The organism is Massilia eburnea (assembly GCF_009720745.1).
GTDB classification, from domain to species: domain Bacteria; phylum Pseudomonadota; class Gammaproteobacteria; order Burkholderiales; family Burkholderiaceae_D; genus Rugamonas; species Rugamonas eburnea.
Window position 1 is genome coordinate 42,735 of record NZ_WNKX01000027.1, and the last position, 16,523, is coordinate 59,257.

The 16,523-nt window shown below is 61.9% G+C and carries 18 protein-coding genes; 8 read left to right on the forward strand and 10 right to left on the reverse strand.

Annotation, left to right across the window (positions count from 1 at the left end; all coding sequences use genetic code 11):
- Window positions 1–26 precede the first annotated feature (26 nt).
- The 4 genes from blaOXA (GM658_RS29830) (at window position 27) to GM658_RS24625 (ending at window position 3,856) form a co-directional block, all read left to right on the forward strand.
- The gene (gene blaOXA / locus GM658_RS29830; RefSeq protein ID WP_371865259.1) at window positions 27–770 is read left to right on the forward strand and encodes a class D beta-lactamase; all 744 of its coding nucleotides are present in this window, start codon (window positions 27–29) and stop codon (window positions 768–770) included.
- A 13-nt stretch (window positions 771–783) separates the two neighbouring features.
- On the forward strand, window positions 784–1,518 hold the full coding sequence (gene blaOXA, locus GM658_RS24615; protein WP_155456710.1) for a class D beta-lactamase: 735 nt from the start codon (window positions 784–786) through the stop codon (window positions 1,516–1,518).
- A 176-nt stretch (window positions 1,519–1,694) separates the two neighbouring features.
- Window positions 1,695–3,095, forward strand: coding sequence for a copper-containing nitrite reductase (gene nirK, locus GM658_RS24620; RefSeq protein ID WP_211841930.1), 1,401 nt, complete (start codon window positions 1,695–1,697; stop codon window positions 3,093–3,095).
- Window positions 3,096–3,175: 80 nt separating this feature from the next.
- Window positions 3,176–3,856, forward strand: a complete 681-nt coding sequence (locus tag GM658_RS24625; protein WP_155456711.1) for a Crp/Fnr family transcriptional regulator — start codon at window positions 3,176–3,178, stop codon at window positions 3,854–3,856.
- Here GM658_RS24625 and GM658_RS24630 read toward each other — a convergent pair.
- From GM658_RS24630 to GM658_RS24665, 8 genes are all read right to left on the reverse strand, one after another.
- Window positions 3,813–5,072 (reverse strand): hypothetical protein, encoded by a 1,260-nt coding sequence (locus GM658_RS24630; protein ID WP_155456712.1) that lies wholly within the window; start codon window positions 5,070–5,072, stop codon window positions 3,813–3,815. The genes GM658_RS24625 and GM658_RS24630 overlap by 44 nt on opposite strands.
- Window positions 5,072–5,299, reverse strand: a complete 228-nt coding sequence (locus tag GM658_RS24635) for a DUF2249 domain-containing protein (RefSeq protein ID WP_155456713.1) — start codon at window positions 5,297–5,299, stop codon at window positions 5,072–5,074. The genes GM658_RS24630 and GM658_RS24635 overlap by 1 nt, the downstream gene beginning before the upstream one ends.
- 10 nt (window positions 5,300–5,309) lie before the next feature.
- The gene (locus GM658_RS24640; protein ID WP_155456714.1) at window positions 5,310–5,705 is read right to left on the reverse strand and encodes an RrF2 family transcriptional regulator; all 396 of its coding nucleotides are present in this window, start codon (window positions 5,703–5,705) and stop codon (window positions 5,310–5,312) included.
- A 3-nt stretch (window positions 5,706–5,708) separates the two neighbouring features.
- Window positions 5,709–7,979 carry a nitric-oxide reductase large subunit gene (locus GM658_RS24645; protein WP_155456715.1) on the reverse strand — a complete coding sequence of 757 codons (2,271 nt, stop codon included), beginning with the start codon at window positions 7,977–7,979 and terminating at the stop codon, window positions 5,709–5,711.
- Between the two features lie 91 nt (window positions 7,980–8,070).
- The gene (locus GM658_RS24650; RefSeq protein ID WP_155456716.1) at window positions 8,071–8,322 is read right to left on the reverse strand and encodes a hypothetical protein; all 252 of its coding nucleotides are present in this window, start codon (window positions 8,320–8,322) and stop codon (window positions 8,071–8,073) included.
- A 204-nt stretch (window positions 8,323–8,526) separates the two neighbouring features.
- Window positions 8,527–10,983 (reverse strand): adenosylcobalamin-dependent ribonucleoside-diphosphate reductase, encoded by a 2,457-nt coding sequence (locus tag GM658_RS24655; protein ID WP_155456717.1) that lies wholly within the window; start codon window positions 10,981–10,983, stop codon window positions 8,527–8,529.
- 202 nt (window positions 10,984–11,185) lie between these two features.
- Window positions 11,186–11,941, reverse strand: a complete 756-nt coding sequence (locus tag GM658_RS24660) for a hypothetical protein (protein WP_155456718.1) — start codon at window positions 11,939–11,941, stop codon at window positions 11,186–11,188.
- 28 nt (window positions 11,942–11,969) lie between these two features.
- Complete coding sequence (locus GM658_RS24665) at window positions 11,970–12,548, reverse strand: DUF1439 domain-containing protein (RefSeq protein WP_170298955.1); 579 nt, start codon at window positions 12,546–12,548, stop codon at window positions 11,970–11,972.
- Between the two features lie 47 nt (window positions 12,549–12,595).
- On the opposite strand from GM658_RS24665, the gene GM658_RS24670 reads away from it, so the two are divergent.
- Window positions 12,596–13,369, forward strand: coding sequence for a DUF72 domain-containing protein (locus GM658_RS24670; RefSeq protein ID WP_155456720.1), 774 nt, complete (start codon window positions 12,596–12,598; stop codon window positions 13,367–13,369).
- Here the strand turns inward: GM658_RS24670 and GM658_RS24675 are convergent.
- Window positions 13,350–13,817 (reverse strand): cupin domain-containing protein, encoded by a 468-nt coding sequence (locus GM658_RS24675; RefSeq protein WP_229417054.1) that lies wholly within the window; start codon window positions 13,815–13,817, stop codon window positions 13,350–13,352. The two genes, GM658_RS24670 and GM658_RS24675, sit on opposite strands and share 20 nt — an antisense overlap.
- A gap of 141 nt (window positions 13,818–13,958) precedes the next feature.
- Here GM658_RS24675 and GM658_RS24680 point away from each other — a divergent pair, with 141 nt between their 5' ends.
- From GM658_RS24680 to GM658_RS24690, 3 genes are read left to right on the forward strand one after another with little or no spacing between them, the layout of a single operon-like run.
- Window positions 13,959–14,327, forward strand: a complete 369-nt coding sequence (locus tag GM658_RS24680) for a GntR family transcriptional regulator (RefSeq protein ID WP_155456721.1) — start codon at window positions 13,959–13,961, stop codon at window positions 14,325–14,327.
- Window positions 14,324–15,181 (forward strand): ABC transporter ATP-binding protein, encoded by an 858-nt coding sequence (locus tag GM658_RS24685; protein WP_155456722.1) that lies wholly within the window; start codon window positions 14,324–14,326, stop codon window positions 15,179–15,181. The genes GM658_RS24680 and GM658_RS24685 overlap by 4 nt, the downstream gene beginning before the upstream one ends.
- Window positions 15,178–16,143 carry an ABC-2 transporter permease gene (locus tag GM658_RS24690; protein WP_155456723.1) on the forward strand — a complete coding sequence of 322 codons (966 nt, stop codon included), beginning with the start codon at window positions 15,178–15,180 and terminating at the stop codon, window positions 16,141–16,143. The genes GM658_RS24685 and GM658_RS24690 overlap by 4 nt, the downstream gene beginning before the upstream one ends.
- Before the next feature lie 168 nt (window positions 16,144–16,311).
- Here GM658_RS24690 and GM658_RS24695 read toward each other — a convergent pair.
- On the reverse strand, window positions 16,312–16,523 hold a 212-nt coding region (locus tag GM658_RS24695; protein WP_155456724.1), incomplete at its 5' end, for an IS30 family transposase.

The following is a 16,523-nucleotide window of genomic DNA, read 5'->3' on the forward strand; positions in this document are numbered from 1 at the left end:
GGAGCGTGTCGCCATCCGCGCAATCGATGGCCGCACTGAATTGCACCACCTTCGTCGATGCCGCCAGCGGCAAGGCACTCCTGCGCGAGGGCGATTGCGCCGCGCGAATCACGCCCGTATCAACCTTCAATATCGCCGTCAGCCTGATGGGCTACGACAGCGGCTTCCTGAAGGACCAGCATGCGCCGCTACTGCCTTACCGCGCCGAATACAAAGCCTGGAACAAGGAATGGCGCCGCGACATGGACCCAAGCCAGTGGATCAGCTATTCAGCTGTGTGGTATGCCCAGCAAGTTACGCAGCACATTGGCCGCGAACGATTCGAACGCTATGTACAGGAATTCGGCTACGGCAACCGCGACACCAGCGGCGACAAAGACAAAGCCAATGGCCTGACCTGGGCGTGGATAGGCTCGTCGATGCAGATTTCCGCCGACGAGCAAACCGCCTTCCTGTGCAAGCTGGTGCGTCATGAATTGCCCGTGTCGCCATATGCCCACGAGCAGACCGCACATCTGTTGAAACTGAAGGACCTGCCGAACGGCTGGCAAGTCTTCGGAAAAACCGGCACCGGCGCTCCACTCGGCCCGGACGGCAAGGACGATTACTCGCGCTCTTACGGCTGGTTCGTAGGCTGGGCCACCAATGGCCAGCGCACCATTGTGTTCGCCCGCCTCGCGCAGGACGAACGCTTGATCGAAGGCGCAGCAGGTCCACGCCTCAAGGAAGCCTTCCTGCGCGGCCTCCCCGCGCAACTCGCAAAACTCTAACCAAGGACAAAAAATGAGACGCAAAATCTTTTCCCTGCTTGCGGGGCTGGGCCTCGCTTTGCCCGCGTATTCCGCCGAACACTGCCTGGCGATGGCCGATGCCGCCACCGGCAAGTGGCTGGTGCACGAAGGCGTCTGTGACAAGCGACTGCCGCCGATGTCCACCTTCAAGCTGCCAATCGCGCTGATGGGCTATGACGCCGGCATCCTCAAGGACGAACATCATCCCATCCTGCCGTTCAAACAGGGCTATGTGGACTGGCGCCCGCAATGGCGCCAGGCGCACGACCCCAGCTCCTGGATAAAGGAATCCGTCGTCTGGTACTCGCAACAGGTCACGCAGAAGCTGGGGCAGAAAAGCTTCGCCGCTTACGTCAAACGTTTCGACTACGGCAACGCCGACATCAGCGGCGACCCAGGCAAGCATAACGGCCTGATAGCCTCCTGGCTCAACTCTTCGCTGCGCATTTCGCCGGACGAGCAAATTGGCTTCCTGCGCCGCGTCCTGAACCGCGAACTTGGCCTGACGCCGCAAGCTTACGACATGTCCGCCGCGCTGTTGCACCGCCCGGAAGCCGTCGCAGGCTGGCAAGTCTTCGGCAAGACCGGCAGCGGCAAGGACGTTGGCTGGTACGTCGGCTGGCTGGAGCGCGACGGCAAACGCATCGTCTTCGCCCAGGCCGGCAGCGAGAGCGGCATGGACGAGCGCGATAGCTTTTTGGCACGCTTGCCGCAACTCGCGCTCTAAACGTGGCGCGGGGTCCTCTTCTCACTTGACCTAGATCAAAAAAATCAAACATGCCTTGAGAATACGCAGTTCTTTTCAAATTTTTGACCTGCGTCAATTCAATAACATGCATGTAAAACATAAGATTTGTTTGTCAAACGGCGCAATCCCGTGCCGGACAAACCTGTGAGAAGAAAATGAAACCGACCCTGATGTCCAAAGCCATCGCAGCACTGGTGATCGGCGCCGCAACCCTGGCGCCAGCTTATGCACAACATGGCCAGCATGGCGGCAGCACAGCCGTCCAATATCGTCCTGACGTGACCTTTACCCTGCACACCGACATCGCAGACGGTAAGCTGGTCTTCATCAGCGACGCCGGCGATTCCAAGGGCAAGGCCAATCCTACCCTGCGCGTGCCGGTAGGGGCTGTGGTGCAGATCAATCTGGTCAACGGCGACGGCGCAACCCACGATATCACCGTACCTGATTTCAACGTCAAGTCGAACCAGCTGAAGGACAAGGGCGCATCGACCGCCATCGTCTTCAAGGCGGACAAAAAGGGCGAGTTCACCTACATCTGCTCCCTGCCGGGCCACGTGGCTGCCGGCATGATCGGCAAGATCATCGTCGGCGAAGGCGAAGTCAAGGCCGCTCCGCAAGGCGCCGACATTTCGCGCAACCCAATGGAAGTCGGGACCCCGGTGGGCAAGCGCGGCCCGCAGACCGTGAACGTGAAGCTGGAAACAACTGAAGTGCTGGGCCAGCTGATGGACGGCACCACTTACAAATACTGGACCTTCAACAGCAAGGTTCCAGGTCCGTTCATCCGCGTCCGCGTCGGCGACACCGTGAACGTCGACATGTCCAACGCCAAGGACAGCCACATGATCCACTCGGTCGACTTCCATGCCGTGACCGGCCCAGGCGGCGGCGCTGCGGTCACCCAGGCGGCTCCTGGCAGCACCAAGAGCTTTACCTTCAAGGCCCTTAACCCAGGCCTGTATGTGTACCACTGCGCGACCCCGATGGTGGCGCAGCACATCTCCAACGGCATGTACGGCATGATCCTGGTCGAACCTGAAGGCGGCCTGCCGAAAGTCGACCGCGAGTTCTACGTGATGCAAGGCGAACTGTACACCGCGCAAAAGCACGGCACGCCAGGCGAAGCCGAGTTCTCGCTCGACAAGCTGCTGGCCGAACAGCCCGAACACCTGATGTTCAACGGCACCCACAATGCGCTGACCAAGACCCACCGCATGGAAGCCAAGGTTGGCGAAACGGTGCGCATCTTCTTCGGCGTAGGCGGTCCTAACGCCACCTCCAGCTTCCACGTGATCGGCGAAGTGTTCGACCGCGTCTACAGCATGGGCGACCTGACCTCGCCGCCGCTGCAGAACGTGCAGACCACCACCGTGGCGCCGGGCGGCGCAACCATGGTCGAATTCAAGACCGAAGTGCCGGGCCGCTTCATCCTGGTTGACCACGCGCTGTCGCGCATGGAGAAAGGCCTGGTCGGCTTCCTTTACGTGACCGGCAAGGACAACCCGGAGGTGTTCCACACCAACAGCAAGCCTGACGGCGATTCGGGCCACTGATCCCCAGGATCAGCACCGACATTACCTTAACCAGGACAGGACCCGCCCCGCGGGTCCTTTTGCCATTTCAGGAGAACCACATGTCAAGCCCCAAAATCGACCCCCGCGAGTTCCTCAAGCGACTGCCCCTGTTCGCAGACCTGTCGCCGGAGGAGCTGTCGCTGGTGGCTGCCGGCACCACCGAGCATCATATCCCGCGCGGCAGCGCAGTCTTCCAGCGCGGCGATCCCTGCGTCGGCTTCCACATGGTCATCTTCGGCCAGGTCAAGCTCAGCTTCCTGTCCTCGCAGGGCAACGAGAAGATCGTCGAGATCATCGGCCCCGGCCACAGCTTCGGCGAAGCGCTGATGTTCATGGAAAAGCCCTACATCGTCACCGCCCATGCGGTCAGCGACTGCATGCTGCTGCACATTTCCAAGCACACCGTATTTGCCGAACTGGCGCGCAACCCGCAGTTCGCCCGCCGCATGCTGGCTGGTATGAGCCGCCGCCTGCACGGCCTGATTTCAGACGTGGAGGCCTACTCGCTGCGCTCCGGCAGTCAGCGCATTATCGGGTATCTGCTGAAGGATGATGATGCAACGGATGGTTCGGAGGTCACGCTGGCCGTCAGCAAGAAGCTGCTGGCCTCGCGCCTGAACCTGACGCCGGAATACTTCTCGCGCGTGTTGCACGAACTGGCCGACCAGGGGATGATTGCCGTGAACGGCCGCCAGATCAGGATTCTGGATTCTGCTCGCTTGCGGGCTTACGAAGGCTGAAGGCAGCCAGCGCCAGGTCAAAACCCAGGCGCATGCAGGACACCGCCAGTACCGCTCCCGCCAGCTGGGCAAGCCAGCCGGGTGCGATGGCGGCAGCTAGCAGCATCACAATACTGGCCGCATGCCAGGCGAACTGCACGCGTGGTTCGCTGTCCGGCATCAGCTGGCGCACGCCCGGCACATTGCAGCCGGCGTGCTGGCCGTGATACCACAGCAGGAACGGCACGATCTTGTACAGCATGCCGTTCACCGCCGACATGGCAAAGCCGCCAATGAACAGCACTCCCAGGATCACCGATTTCTCCACCCCGCGCGGGCACAGGAAGACCGCGACGCAGGCCAGCAGCGAGCCAAGCGACAGCCACCAGTACCAGGTTGAGACGTCCGCAGCGCGCTTGCGGCGTAGCAGCAGCACAAAGGTGTAGACGGCAAACACGCCGAGACAGATGCTCACGAGCCCTGCGCCGATCCACTGCCACGGCTGCTCAAGCAGGTAGCCGGCAGTCCACAGCGCCAGCCCGCCCAGGCACAGGGGCGGCAGCACAAAGGCCAGCTGGCGCGGGAACAATTGGGTGGACTGGAACATCGGCACAACCTGGAACACGACCGACACCACCAGCACGCCGACCCAGCCCACAAGGGCCCAGGCAGCATGCACATTGGTCCATTCCAGCACCCGCAACGGCAAGGCCCCAGTCAGGAATGCCGCCAGCGCGATGCCGATTGTCACGGCGCAAGCCAGCGCCACGACGGCCTGGCGCATGCCCGCCACCACTGGCAGCGCATTCGGCGCGGAGCGCTGCGACAACGCGCGCGCCAGCACCGCCACCAGCAGGATGAAGGCGCCGGCCAGAAGCACGCCTGCGGCGCGCAGGCACCAGGGCAGCCCATGCAGGAAGCCGCCAGCCAGCAGTAACGCTCCGGTGGCCAGTGCGCCCCATATGACGGGACCGAGGGTGCGCGCCCAGCGCAGCTCCACGCCCGCCACCACCGGCACCATCTGCAGCAGGGAACCTGCCATGGCCATGCCAAGGAAGCCGAGCGTCAGCAAGTGCGTCACAGCCAGCGTGGCCGGCGCCCAGCGCGTACTCATCGCTTCAGCTCCCTGCCACACCAGCAGCATGCCGGCCAGGGCGCCGAACCAGGGCGCCACCAGCAGGAAGCGCAGCGGCAACGCCATCGCTGGCGTATGCTCGAAAGCCAGCTTGCGTTGCATCAGTCGGCGTGGGTAATCAGGATTTCGTAGATATAGTCTTCGCGCATCGAGGTCGCGTGGCGGTAGCCGTTCTTCTCGAGGATGCGGTAGAGGGGAACCGGTTCGCGGTCGATCACCATGCGGATATGCTGGCCAGGCTGCAGCAGGTCGAGCGCTTCCAGTACGCGCTCCATCGGTTCAGGCGGCACCATGCCGCACAGCTCTAACAAAATTTCTTGCGCACTCATGATGGTTCCTTCAGATTAAATCCGCCAGGGTCTGGCGGTCGAGATGACTGAGGTAGGCCTCGGTCGCCCTGTGCAATCCCTCCTGCAGGCGGCAGGCGCCGGCCAGCTGGCAGGTATTGCGCGTGGCATTGAAACATTCAACGATCGTAAAGTCCGATTCGGCCAGGCGCACGACGGCGCCCACCGAAATCGAAGCCGGCGGCTGCGCCAGGCGCAGGCCACCGGCCCGTCCGCGCCAGGTGGCCACCAGCCCGGCCTGGCCGAGCCGGTGGGCCACCTTGCGCAGGTGATGCTCGGAGATGCCGTGTGCCTTGGCGATCTCCTGCACGGTCACCAACCTGCCCTGCTGCCGGCCCAGGTACATCAGCAGGCGCAAGGCATAGTCGGTGTGGCCCGTGAGGCGCATGGCTTAGTTCTCCAGCGCCACGCCTTGAGCTACGGTCTCCTCCTTCTTCGCCTTGCCGATCAGGCGCAGGGCGAACAGGGCCAGGAACAGGCAGCCAATCGCAAACACGACGTCGCCAGGAACACGCATCCAGACCGCGTTTTCCATGAAGGCCGAGTGCACCACTTCCGGCGAGCGGGCGTACCACATGCCCTTGGTGATCGCAGCCACGGCCTGGTAGATACCGGCAGGGACCAGCGACATGAACACCATCATCGCCAGGCCGATATTCATGAACCAGAACATCTTGGCCAGCAGCGCGTCGGACCATGCGAAGCGGTCAACCAGGCCGCGCAGGCAGAACAGCATCAGGCCGATACCCAGCATGCCGTACACGCCAAACAGCGCAGCGTGGCCGTGGGCGGCGGTCATGTTCATGCCCTGCATGTAGTACAGCGCGATCGGCGTGTTGATCGAGAAGCCCAGCAGGCCAGCGCCCACGGTATTCCAGAAGCCCACGGCGATGAAGCACAGGATGGCCCACTTGTATGCGCCGACCCATGGAGCGGCCTGCGAACGCTTGTAGTTGCGATAAGCTTCCATGCCGATCAGCGACAGCGGAACCACTTCCAGTGCCGAGAACATGGCGCCGATAGCGATCACCGAAGTAGGCGTACCGGTGAAGTACAGGTGGTGCAAGGTACCCAGGATGCCGCCGAACAGGAAGACGATGGTTTCCAGGATGATGGCGCTATTGGCCGAAGCAGCGCGGATCAGGCCCAAGCGGGTGAACAGCAGCGCGATAACAGCGGTTGCGAACACTTCGAAGAAGCCTTCCACCCACAGGTGGACCAGCCACCAGCGCCAGTACTCGATCATCGAGTAGTGGGTGCCCTTGCCCCAGGTCAGGGACGTAGCGTAGAAGCCGCCGATGCACAGTGCAGCCAGGAACACCATGGCGATGATGCCGCGGCTTTCCGATGGCTTCTTCAGCGCCGGCCACAGGCCGCGGCCAAGCAGGAAGGCCCAGAACAGCAAGCCGATGAACAGCAGGATTTGCCACACGCGGCCCATAGAGGTGAACTCGAGGCCCTGGTTACCCAGCCAGAACGAGAAGTCGACGCCCTTGTGCTGCAGGGTGCCCAGCCAGCCGGTTGCAGTCGAACCGACCACGATGAACAGCAGCGCGTAGAACAGCACGTCGGCGCCCAGTTTCTGGAACTTCGGCTCAACACCCGAAATCGCAGGAGCGATGTACAGGCCGGTCGCCAGCCATGCGGTAGCGATCCACAGCACGGCGAATTGGGTGTGGATGGTGCGGCTGACGGTGAACGGCAGGATATTACCCAGCTCGATACCGAAGAAGCTCGTGCCTTCCACCGCAAAGTGCGCGGTGATCACGCCCATGCCGACTTGCGCCAGGATCAGGCCAATCACAACCAGGAAGTACTTCTTGGTCGCCTTCATGGAAGGCGTAGCTTTGAGGCTGAACAGCGGGTCGTTCTTCGGTGGCACTGGATCGTCTTCTTCCTTGTGGCGCGAATGGAAGAACAGCATGCCGGCAATGGCGCCGATCATCAGGATGACCGAGGCGATGGACCAGATGCCGGCGCCGGCGGTCGGGGTATTGCCGATCAGCGGCTCGTGCGGCCAGTTGCTGGTGTAGCTCAGGCCAGTTTCGCCCGGACGGTCGGCAGCGGCAGCCCACGAAGACCAGAAGAAGAAGCCGGTCAGCGCAGCGCGGTCGGTCGCTTCGGGCAGCGAGTTCTTTGGCATGGCGTATTGCTCGCGCAGCTTGTCGTATTGCGCGACATCGCCGAACAGGCCTGCGTAGTGCGCAGCCACGGTGCGAACTGCCTCAGCGCGGATGGCCGACAGTTTCACTTCATTGGTCTCAGCGACATAGGTGTTGGTGCGCAGTTCGGCCTTCACCAGCGCGTCAACGTGCGCTTTCGCGCCGGTTTCCAGCAGGGCGTAGTCCTTGTTGAAGTCCTTGCGGGCGAACAAGTCTTGCAGCGCAACTACTTCACGGTGCAGCCAGTCGGCCGACCAGTCAGGCGCCAGGTAAGAGCCATGGCCCCAAACGGTGCCCAGTTGTTGGCCGCCGGCGGACAGCCAGGCGCTCTGGCCGTACTTCACCTGGTCTGCCGTGTACAGCACAGAACCGGTGTCGTCGACGACTTGCGCTATTGGAGGCGCTTTCAGGTAGATTTCGCGGCCCACCCAGCCCAGTACCGAGAACGATAGCAGGCAGATAATGGCGAGCCACGTCCATAACTTCTTAGTGGCGTGCATGATAGCTCCTTTTGTGGTGTTTCAAATGTATGTTTTTAGCCAGAATACAGCCGCCACTCGGGCAGCTCACATGATCCAGGTCAAGTGTTGATCAATGGCCGCCGCAACCGCCGCAGCAGGTGTGGCTGCGCTGTTGTGGCGCCACAGGCGGGTAACCATGTTCTTCCAGCAGCTTGCCCATTTGGTGGACGCTGGTGAGTGAGTCGTCGAAGGCGACTTCGACGTGGGCCGCGCCGGCCGGCGCGTGCACGCCGCGGATGCCGGGAACGGTGCGCAGCAGATCGAGTACGCGGGTGACGTTGGCTGCGTCCAGGGCGGAAGCTAATTGGAAAGAGTGATGCATTTGTAATTCCTCCGAGGGGTTGGTGTGGGAGGAAGTTTAGGCAGGGGCGGAATTGGCGTCCTTGACGCAGCTTAAGCAAAACCCGGTAAACCGGGGTCAGACCCAAGGGTCAGACCCCCAACGGTCTTGCGGACAACGTCCAACACCAAAAGCCGCTGGTCAGACTGGGTCAGACCCTTGGGTCTGACCCAGGTTTACCGGGTTTCAGCCGCACCCACCCACATAGTGGCACTCCACACACCGCGTACACCCATCAACCTTATGCAGCGCCCTTGCCCCGCACTCCGGACACTTCCCCGCCGACTGCACAGGCGCCGCCATCGCCTCCGGCGCCACAAACCCCACCGAAGCAAACTGCAACGCCAACTGCGGCACCGGCACCTGGTTCCCATACGCGTCCAGGAACCCCCGCCGTATCAAAATCCTTTGCAAGGTGAACGCAATCGCCGCCACCTCCGAATCGTGATAAACCGGCACCTGCACCCCATCTTCCCGCGTCAGCAAGCCGCAACGCACCGGCCCCTTCTCCCACGTCACTTCCCGCATATCCGCCAGCGCCTTCGCAATCGAACTGCCCGCCCGTGCCGCCATCGAAAGCAAGCGCATGGACGAAGTAATCCACTGCTGTCCATCGCTGCGCTGGTTGGCCGGCATGAAGAATTCAAACGGCCGCTCAATGCGCACCGGCGCCCCGTCCACGGTGCCATCCACCGTAATGAAGCTCACGGTCAGGTAAGCCGCCTTTTTCCCCTCCTGCGTCCAATATTCAACCTTGGACGTCACCGACTCCAGCTCACCTAGCGGACGGCCATCGAAACGCTTGCGCAGCGGATCGTCATCGCGCGGCACCACAACTGCGGCACTAGCCCCCGCCGGCTCCGGTGTCACACTGAGCACACTACCCGTCACCGAATTCGGCCGGAAGGTCGCCAGCCCTTTCAGCCCCGCCACCCAAGCCTCGCTGTACAGTTCCTTGAAATCCTCGTACGGATAGTCCTCCGGCACATTGACCGTCTTCGAAATCGCCGTATCCACGAAAGGCTGTACCGCCTCCATCATGCTCACATGGTCCAGCGCCGCCATATCCAGCGCCGTGATGAAGTGCGGAGGCAACTGCCCCATATCGAAGCCCATATGGCGATACAGGCGCCAGGCATGGTCGGCTACTTCATAAGAGCGCGTCGTTCCATCCGGCATGCGCTTGCGGCGCTGGTACACCCACGAAAACGCGGGCTCGATGCCATTGGATGCGTTGTCCGCGAACGCCAGCGTAATAGTGCCGGTCGGCGCAATCGACAGCAGGTGTGAATTGCGGATGCCATACCTGCCGATCGCCTCGCGCAAGGCATGCGGCAAGCGCCGCACGAAGGCGCTCTCCAGGTACAGATCCTTGTCGAAGAACGGGAAAGCGCCCTTCTCCTGCGCCAGCGCAATCGAAGCCGCATAGGCTGCATCGCGCATGGCCTCTGCGATGGTTGCCGCCATGGCGCGGCCATCGTCCGAGTCATAACGCAGGCCCAGCATGACCAGCGCGCTGCCCAGGCCAAGGAAACCAAGGCCAATGCGGCGCTTGGCCGCGCCCTCGTCCGCCTGCTGCGGCAACGGCCACTGGGTGGCATCGAGGGCCAGGTCCAGCATGCGCACGCCGATGCCGGCCACGCGGCGCATGGCTTCATAGTCGAATTCAGCACGCTCGCTGAACGGATGCTTGACAAAACAAGTCAGGTTGAGCGAACCGAGATCGCAGCAGCCATAACCTGGCAGCGGCTGCTCGCCGCAAGGATTCGTGGCGCGCAGCGTCTCGCAGTAATACAGGTTGTTTTCGGCGTTGATACGATCGACGAACAGCACACCCGGCTCGGCGTGGTCGTAAGTGGAGGTCATCACCCTGTCCCACAACTCGCGCGCCGGAACGCAGCGATACACCCACGTGCCGTCATCGCGGCGGTAAGCGCCGGCGGCCAGGTCTTCGTCGCCCGGTTCGACCTTGTGCACCAGCTCGAATGCAGAATCGGCGATCAGTGCTCGCATGAAGGCATCTGTCACGCCGATCGACAGGTTGAAGTTGCGGAATCCGCCATCGTCTTTCGCCGCGATAAAGCGCTCGATATCCGGATGGTCGATGCGCAGCACGCCCATTTGCGCGCCTCTGCGGGCGCCGGCCGACTCCACCGTCTTGCAGGATGCGTCAAACACTTCCATGTAAGATACCGGCCCAGAAGCGCGCGACTGCGTCCCCTTCACTTTCGCGCCCGCCGGACGGATAGCGCTGAAGTCGTAGCCCACCCCGCCGCCACGGCGCATGGTTTCCGCCGCTTCCGCCACGGCGGTGTAGATACCGGGCAGGCCATCGTCCTCGCCCGTCACGGAATCGCCGACCGGCTGCACGAAGCAGTTCATCAAAGTGGCTTTCAGGCCGAGGCCAACGGCGGAATTGATACGTCCAGCGGGAACGAAGCCGTTCTCCTGCGCCCACAGGAATTGTTCTTCAAGGTCGGCGCGCAATGCCGGCGGCTCCAGCGCGGCCAGTGCGCGCGCGACGCGGCGGCGGACATCGATGATGTCCCGCTCATCCCCCTTCGCGTACTTTTCGCGCAGCACGTCCAGCGAAATTTCCTGGGGCGGCATGGGGTTGCCGAACATTTTTTCGTTTGCATTCATGGATAGTCCTGCTCAGGTTAAAACTGAGCCTGACTATCGCCTAATGCGGGAGCAAAATCCTTGATTCAGGATAAGTTTGGTGGCTCGAATAGCCGAGCCCGTGTCCCACCTTGGGGTCAGACCCCAAGGTGGGACACGGGTTCAGCCATAGGCTATTGAAGGGGGTGGAGATAGGGGTGCAAGCCACAGCTCCTTATATTGCCTAGCTGCGCGGTACCTGCGCGAAGGCGGCATTCAAGCGCCGCACGGTCGCGTCATTCATCGATGCTGTGTGCTTGTTCCAGCGGTCCATCGTATGTTGCAGCTCGTTCTTCAGGCGCTGCGCCAGCTGGAACTCGCGCACGCCGGCCGCCCAGATCGCATATTCAGCGCGCGCTTCGAAACTGCCGAAGCGGTGCACCGCGGCCTCAAATTCCGCGCGGGCCTCGCCATTGCGCCCAGCCGCCGCAAACGCTTGCGCCAGCAGCAGGCTGCATTGTTCGGCGCGGTAGTTGGCATCGGTGCGGCGGATGAATTCCAGGTGTTCGATCGCTTTGCCATGTGCGCCAACAGCCAGGTTGGCCCGCGCTGCACCAAGGCGGATTTCCAGGTCCGAGCCAAAAGCACCCTGCAGGCAAGCCTCGTAAGTGCTTGCCGCTTCAGCCGCTTCGCCGCCTTCCAGCAAGGCCGCGGCCAGGCGCATCTGGTTTTGCGCGGTCGGGGTGAAGCTGAAGGCATCGCGCGCCTCACGCAATTCGCGGCCCGGATCAAGCATGCGTCCAGCAGCGGAAATCGCCTTGCGCGCGCCGTGTTCAAGGCGGGAGCTCGGCAAATAGACGGCAAAGAAATACACCAGGCTGCCCAGCAGCGGGAAGGAGAACAGGATCAGCAGCCAATACAGCTCACGCCCACGGCGCACTGCGTGCACGGCAAAAAAGATGGCAACCAGAATATGCAGGCCCAGACCGAAAAACGGCATTTCACTTTCTCCTATGGTGATGACTGGATTATAGTCGACCGTCGCGCATGGGTTCGAGGTGGATACTCAGGCCGCTCGCTGAGGTGCGAATGGCGGTCGGCACGAACTGCACGCCCGCGTATCTCAGCTCATCCGGACGCCAGGTATAGATCGGCGTGTCATGCGCCAGGTTATTGGCCAGCACGCGCGCGGCGCCGCTGACCTGGCGCTGGGTGCGCTCATCCAGGCCATCCAGCGTGAAGTCTTCCAGGCGGGTGTCGGCCAGCATCACCGCATTGCGCGACTGGTCGATATTCAGCCGGCCCGACAGCGAAATGGACCCGGTGTACGCCTGCGGCATCAGCGGCGAGCTGACCGACACCAGCGCAGTCAAGGCGATGCGGTCATTCGGCATGGTCTCCAGCCTTGGCTGTAGCAGTCGCAAGTCGAACACGGCCAGCGCACGGTGCTCGATCGGGAAGCGCTGGTCCAGGTTGCGCTGCAGCTTCGCCAGCGGCACGTCGTAGTCGCGCGGCCCGGCAAAGGTGGCGCAGCCCGCCAGCAAGACGGTTGCGGCAGCTCCGGCGGCCAGCGCGGCGCGCACGGCCAGGCGTCTGTGTTGGTTCATTGATCGCTCCTGTGTCATATTGGCCAAGACTATAACGGGGATCGCACATGAAACCTGTAACCATTGGTATCGCCGGATGGACCCTGCCCCGCGCAGACGCTGAATTGTTCCCGCCTGCCGCCTTCGGCAGCAATCTTGCGCGCTATGCCGAAGTATTCGACGCAGTCGAAATCAATTCATCGTTCTACCGCCCGCATAAGCCGGAAACCTACGCGCGCTGGGCGGAAAGCGTCCCTGCCGGCTTCCGCTTCGCCGTCAAACTGCCGCGCACTGTCACCCATGAAAAGCGCCTGCAAGACATAGAACCCGACCTGGACCGATTCGTCGCCGAAGCCGGCGCCTTGGGCGCCAAGCTTGGCTGGGTTCTGGTGCAAACGCCGCCAAGCCTGCGTTTCGACCCTGCGGCGGCAGAAGCGCTATTCGCCGCCCTCCGCGCTCGCCTCGACGCCACCGCCGAAAGCAGCGCGTCCGCCAGCCACGCCGGACCGGTGCTGGCCTGCGAAGCACGGCACGGTTCCTGGTTTGGCGGCGAAGCGACAGCGCTGATGCGCAGTATGGGAGTAACCAGGGTAGTGGCCGACCCGCCGGCCGGCGAGCCGGGTCCGTTCGCAGCGACGTGCGCCGGCGCGGCGTACGTGCGCCTGCACGGCAGTCCTTTGATCTACCGCTCAATCTACGAGCCTGAAAGATTGGCGCAGGTCGCAGCATGGCTGCGCGGCCAGCAAGGCCGCGCACTGGTCATCTTCGACAACACCATGTCCGGCACCCAGGTCCGGCAGGCGCTGCAACTGCGCGAGATGCTTACTTCTTCACCTTCATAGGATCATCGTCCGCGTTCACATAGGTGATATCGAACGGGCCCTCGCCGTGGATCTGCAGGATGGTATCGCCCTTCATGATCGCGTAATGGTTGGTCTTGGCCGGGATCGCAACGAAATCCCCCGCGTGGTGCATCTTGGCCGCCTTTTCATCGAGCTTGTCGCCCATGCCCAACATGAACGTGCCCTTGATGACCGTGACGTTCTCCATCATCGAATGCATATGCGGCGGCACCTTATAGCCATTCTGCGCGTGTAGCCGGATCACAAAAGGACCTGGCTTGGTCGGATCCCCCTGCAGCACAGCTGCTTTGGCGCCTTTAGGCAGCGTTGGCGGGGCATCGCCCCACTTCATCTCGTCTCCGAGATGCATTGCGGAAACAGGAACAAGGCACCCAAAAGCAGCAGCGGCAAAGACAGCAGCCAGGGCGCGAGGCATGGATCTGGACATGGCAATCTCCTAGTCATGGGGGTACTCCACCATTGAGCATAGCCATAATTTGCAAAAAAACCACTTGCGCCGCAAAAAATCAGTGTTATAGTTCACTACAACACCAGTCCATTAACTCACCAACACTGGAGGAATCGATGTATGTGGAATGAAAACCGTCCGATCTACCTGCAGTTGAAGGAGCGGGTCGTCGGCATGATGCTGGACGGCTTGCTCAAGCCCGGCGATGCCCTGCCCTCGGTGCGCCAGGTCGCGGCCGACTATCAGTTGAACCCGATTACCGTCTCCCGCGCCTACCAGGAGCTGGTCGACGAAACCTTGGTTGAAAAAAGAAGGGGATTAGGAATGTACGTTACCGACGGCGCTGTTGATAAACTACTATCTTCTGAACGCGAACGTTTTATTCGCGAAGAATGGCCCGCCATGGTCGAACGCATCCGTCGCCTGGGCCTGGATATTGAACAACTGCTGCGCAGCACGAATGTGCCGCCACAAGGAGCCCCGGCATGACAGCGATCATCACCGCTAAACACCTGAGCAAAAGTTTCGGCACCACCAAGGCGCTGGATGACGCCAGCTTCCAGATTGAAGCCGGCCGCATCGTTGGCCTGATCGGGCCGAACGGCTCCGGCAAAACCACGACCTTGAAAGCCATCCTCGGCCTGTCGCAGTTCGACGGCGAGCTGAATGTACTGGGCCTGGATCCGCGCCAGCAGCGCGATGAGCTGATGAAGGACGTCTGCTTCATCGCCGACGTCGCCATCCTGCCGCGCTGGCTCAAGGTGAAAGACGCGATCAGCTTCTGCGAAGGCGTGCACCCGCGCTTCAACCGCGAACGCGCCGAAAAATACATCGCCAACACCAAGCTGTCTCCGGACATGAAGGTCAAGGCCATGTCCAAGGGCATGATCGTGCAGCTGCACTTGGCGCTGGTCATGGCCATCGACGCCAAGCTGCTGGTGCTCGACGAACCGACCCTGGGCCTGGACATCCTTTACCGCAAGCAGTTCTACCACCAGCTGCTGGAAGACTACTTCGACGAGAACAAGACCATCCTGATCACGACGCACCAGATCGAGGAAGTCGAAAACATCCTGACCGACCTGATGTTCATCCGCGACGGCAAGATCACGCTCGCCGCCTCGATGGACGAAATCGGCGACCGCTACACTGAAGTGATGGTGCAGCCGGAGTACATGACCGCCGCCAGCGCCCTGCAGCCGCTGCACCAGCGCACGGTATTCGGCAAGGCGGTCATGCTGTTCGACGGCGTCTCGCGCAAGCAGCTGGAAACGTTTGGCGAAACCCGTACCCCTAGCGTGGCCGACCTGTTCGTGGCCAGCATGCAAGGAGAATATCAATGAAAACGATGAAATGGCTGATCCAGCGCGAATACTGGGAAAACAAGGGCATGCTGTTCTGGGCGCCGGCTATCGTCGGCGGCTTGATGGTTGCCTTCACTGCCCTGATGCTCATCGTCGGCCGCAATATGGAAGCCCACATCAACGGCGACAGCGTGGCGCGTTTCCACGATATGTCGGTGATGGAACGCCACGAGATGGCCAGTGCCTTCGGCGCCGCCTTCCCGATGATGGGCACACCGCTGTACATCATGATGGCCTTCCTGATCTTCTTCTACTGCCTGGGCGCCCTGTATGACGACCGCCGCGACCGCAGCATCCTGTTCTGGAAATCGCTGCCCGTGTCGGACACAAACACCGTGCTGTCCAAAGCGATCGTTGCCCTGCTCGGCTTCCCGCTGGTGATCGCAGCCACCGCCTTCATCGTGTCGATGGCCATTACCCTGATGGGCGCCCTCGCCCTCACTCTGCACGGCGCGAACGTGTTTGGCGACCTGGTGTCGTCGACCAACTTCTGGCTCAGCCCATTCCGCATGCTGTCGCTGGTGCCGGTCTACATGCTGTGGGCACTGCCAACTGTCGGCTGGCTGCTGCTGGTATCGAGCTGGGCGCGCAGCAAGGTGTTCCTGTGGGCAGTCGGAGCACCGCTGATCACCGGCGCACTGGTCGCATGGGCCAACCACGCATTCAGCCTGGGCATCAAGATTGAATGGTTCTTCACCCAAGTGGTACTGCGCCTGCTGGGCAGCGTGCTGCCAGGCGCCTGGTTCATCTTCGACGCATCAGCACGCGATGCAATGCATCACGCCCCTGGCATGGAGAATGACCCGGCAACGCAGATCGGCCAGTTCTTCGGCCAAGCCTACGCTTCGCTGGGCAGCCCGACGCTGTGGGTTGGCGCTGCGGCGGGTGTGGCAATGATCGCTGGCGCAATCTACCTGCGCCGCTGGCGCGAAGAGAACTAATCGAGGTGTTTCGCCATACGGCAGCTCGGCTCTCCAAGATCCCGGCTGCCGAGTGGCGCGAGCGCATTGATTGTAGGCGAACGGCTATGCAGGCCGGTCTGGCCACCGATAATCAAGACATAGCCTCAGCTTTCCTGCGCATGCAGACGTCCGCTTCCGCCTGCGGATTCAACCGGTCGACGCAACACATTGATAAAACCGTTGAGCCGGCGTTTCGTAGTCTAACGTTTTTCTCGGTCGTTCATTCAGGCGGTTGGCGACTGCGTCGAGCTGGCCTTGGGAGTAGTTGGACAGATCCAGTCCTTTTGGAAAATATTGCCTCAGCAAGCCGTTAGTGTTCTCGTTTGTACCTCGCTGCCAGGGATTCCTCGGGTCGCAGA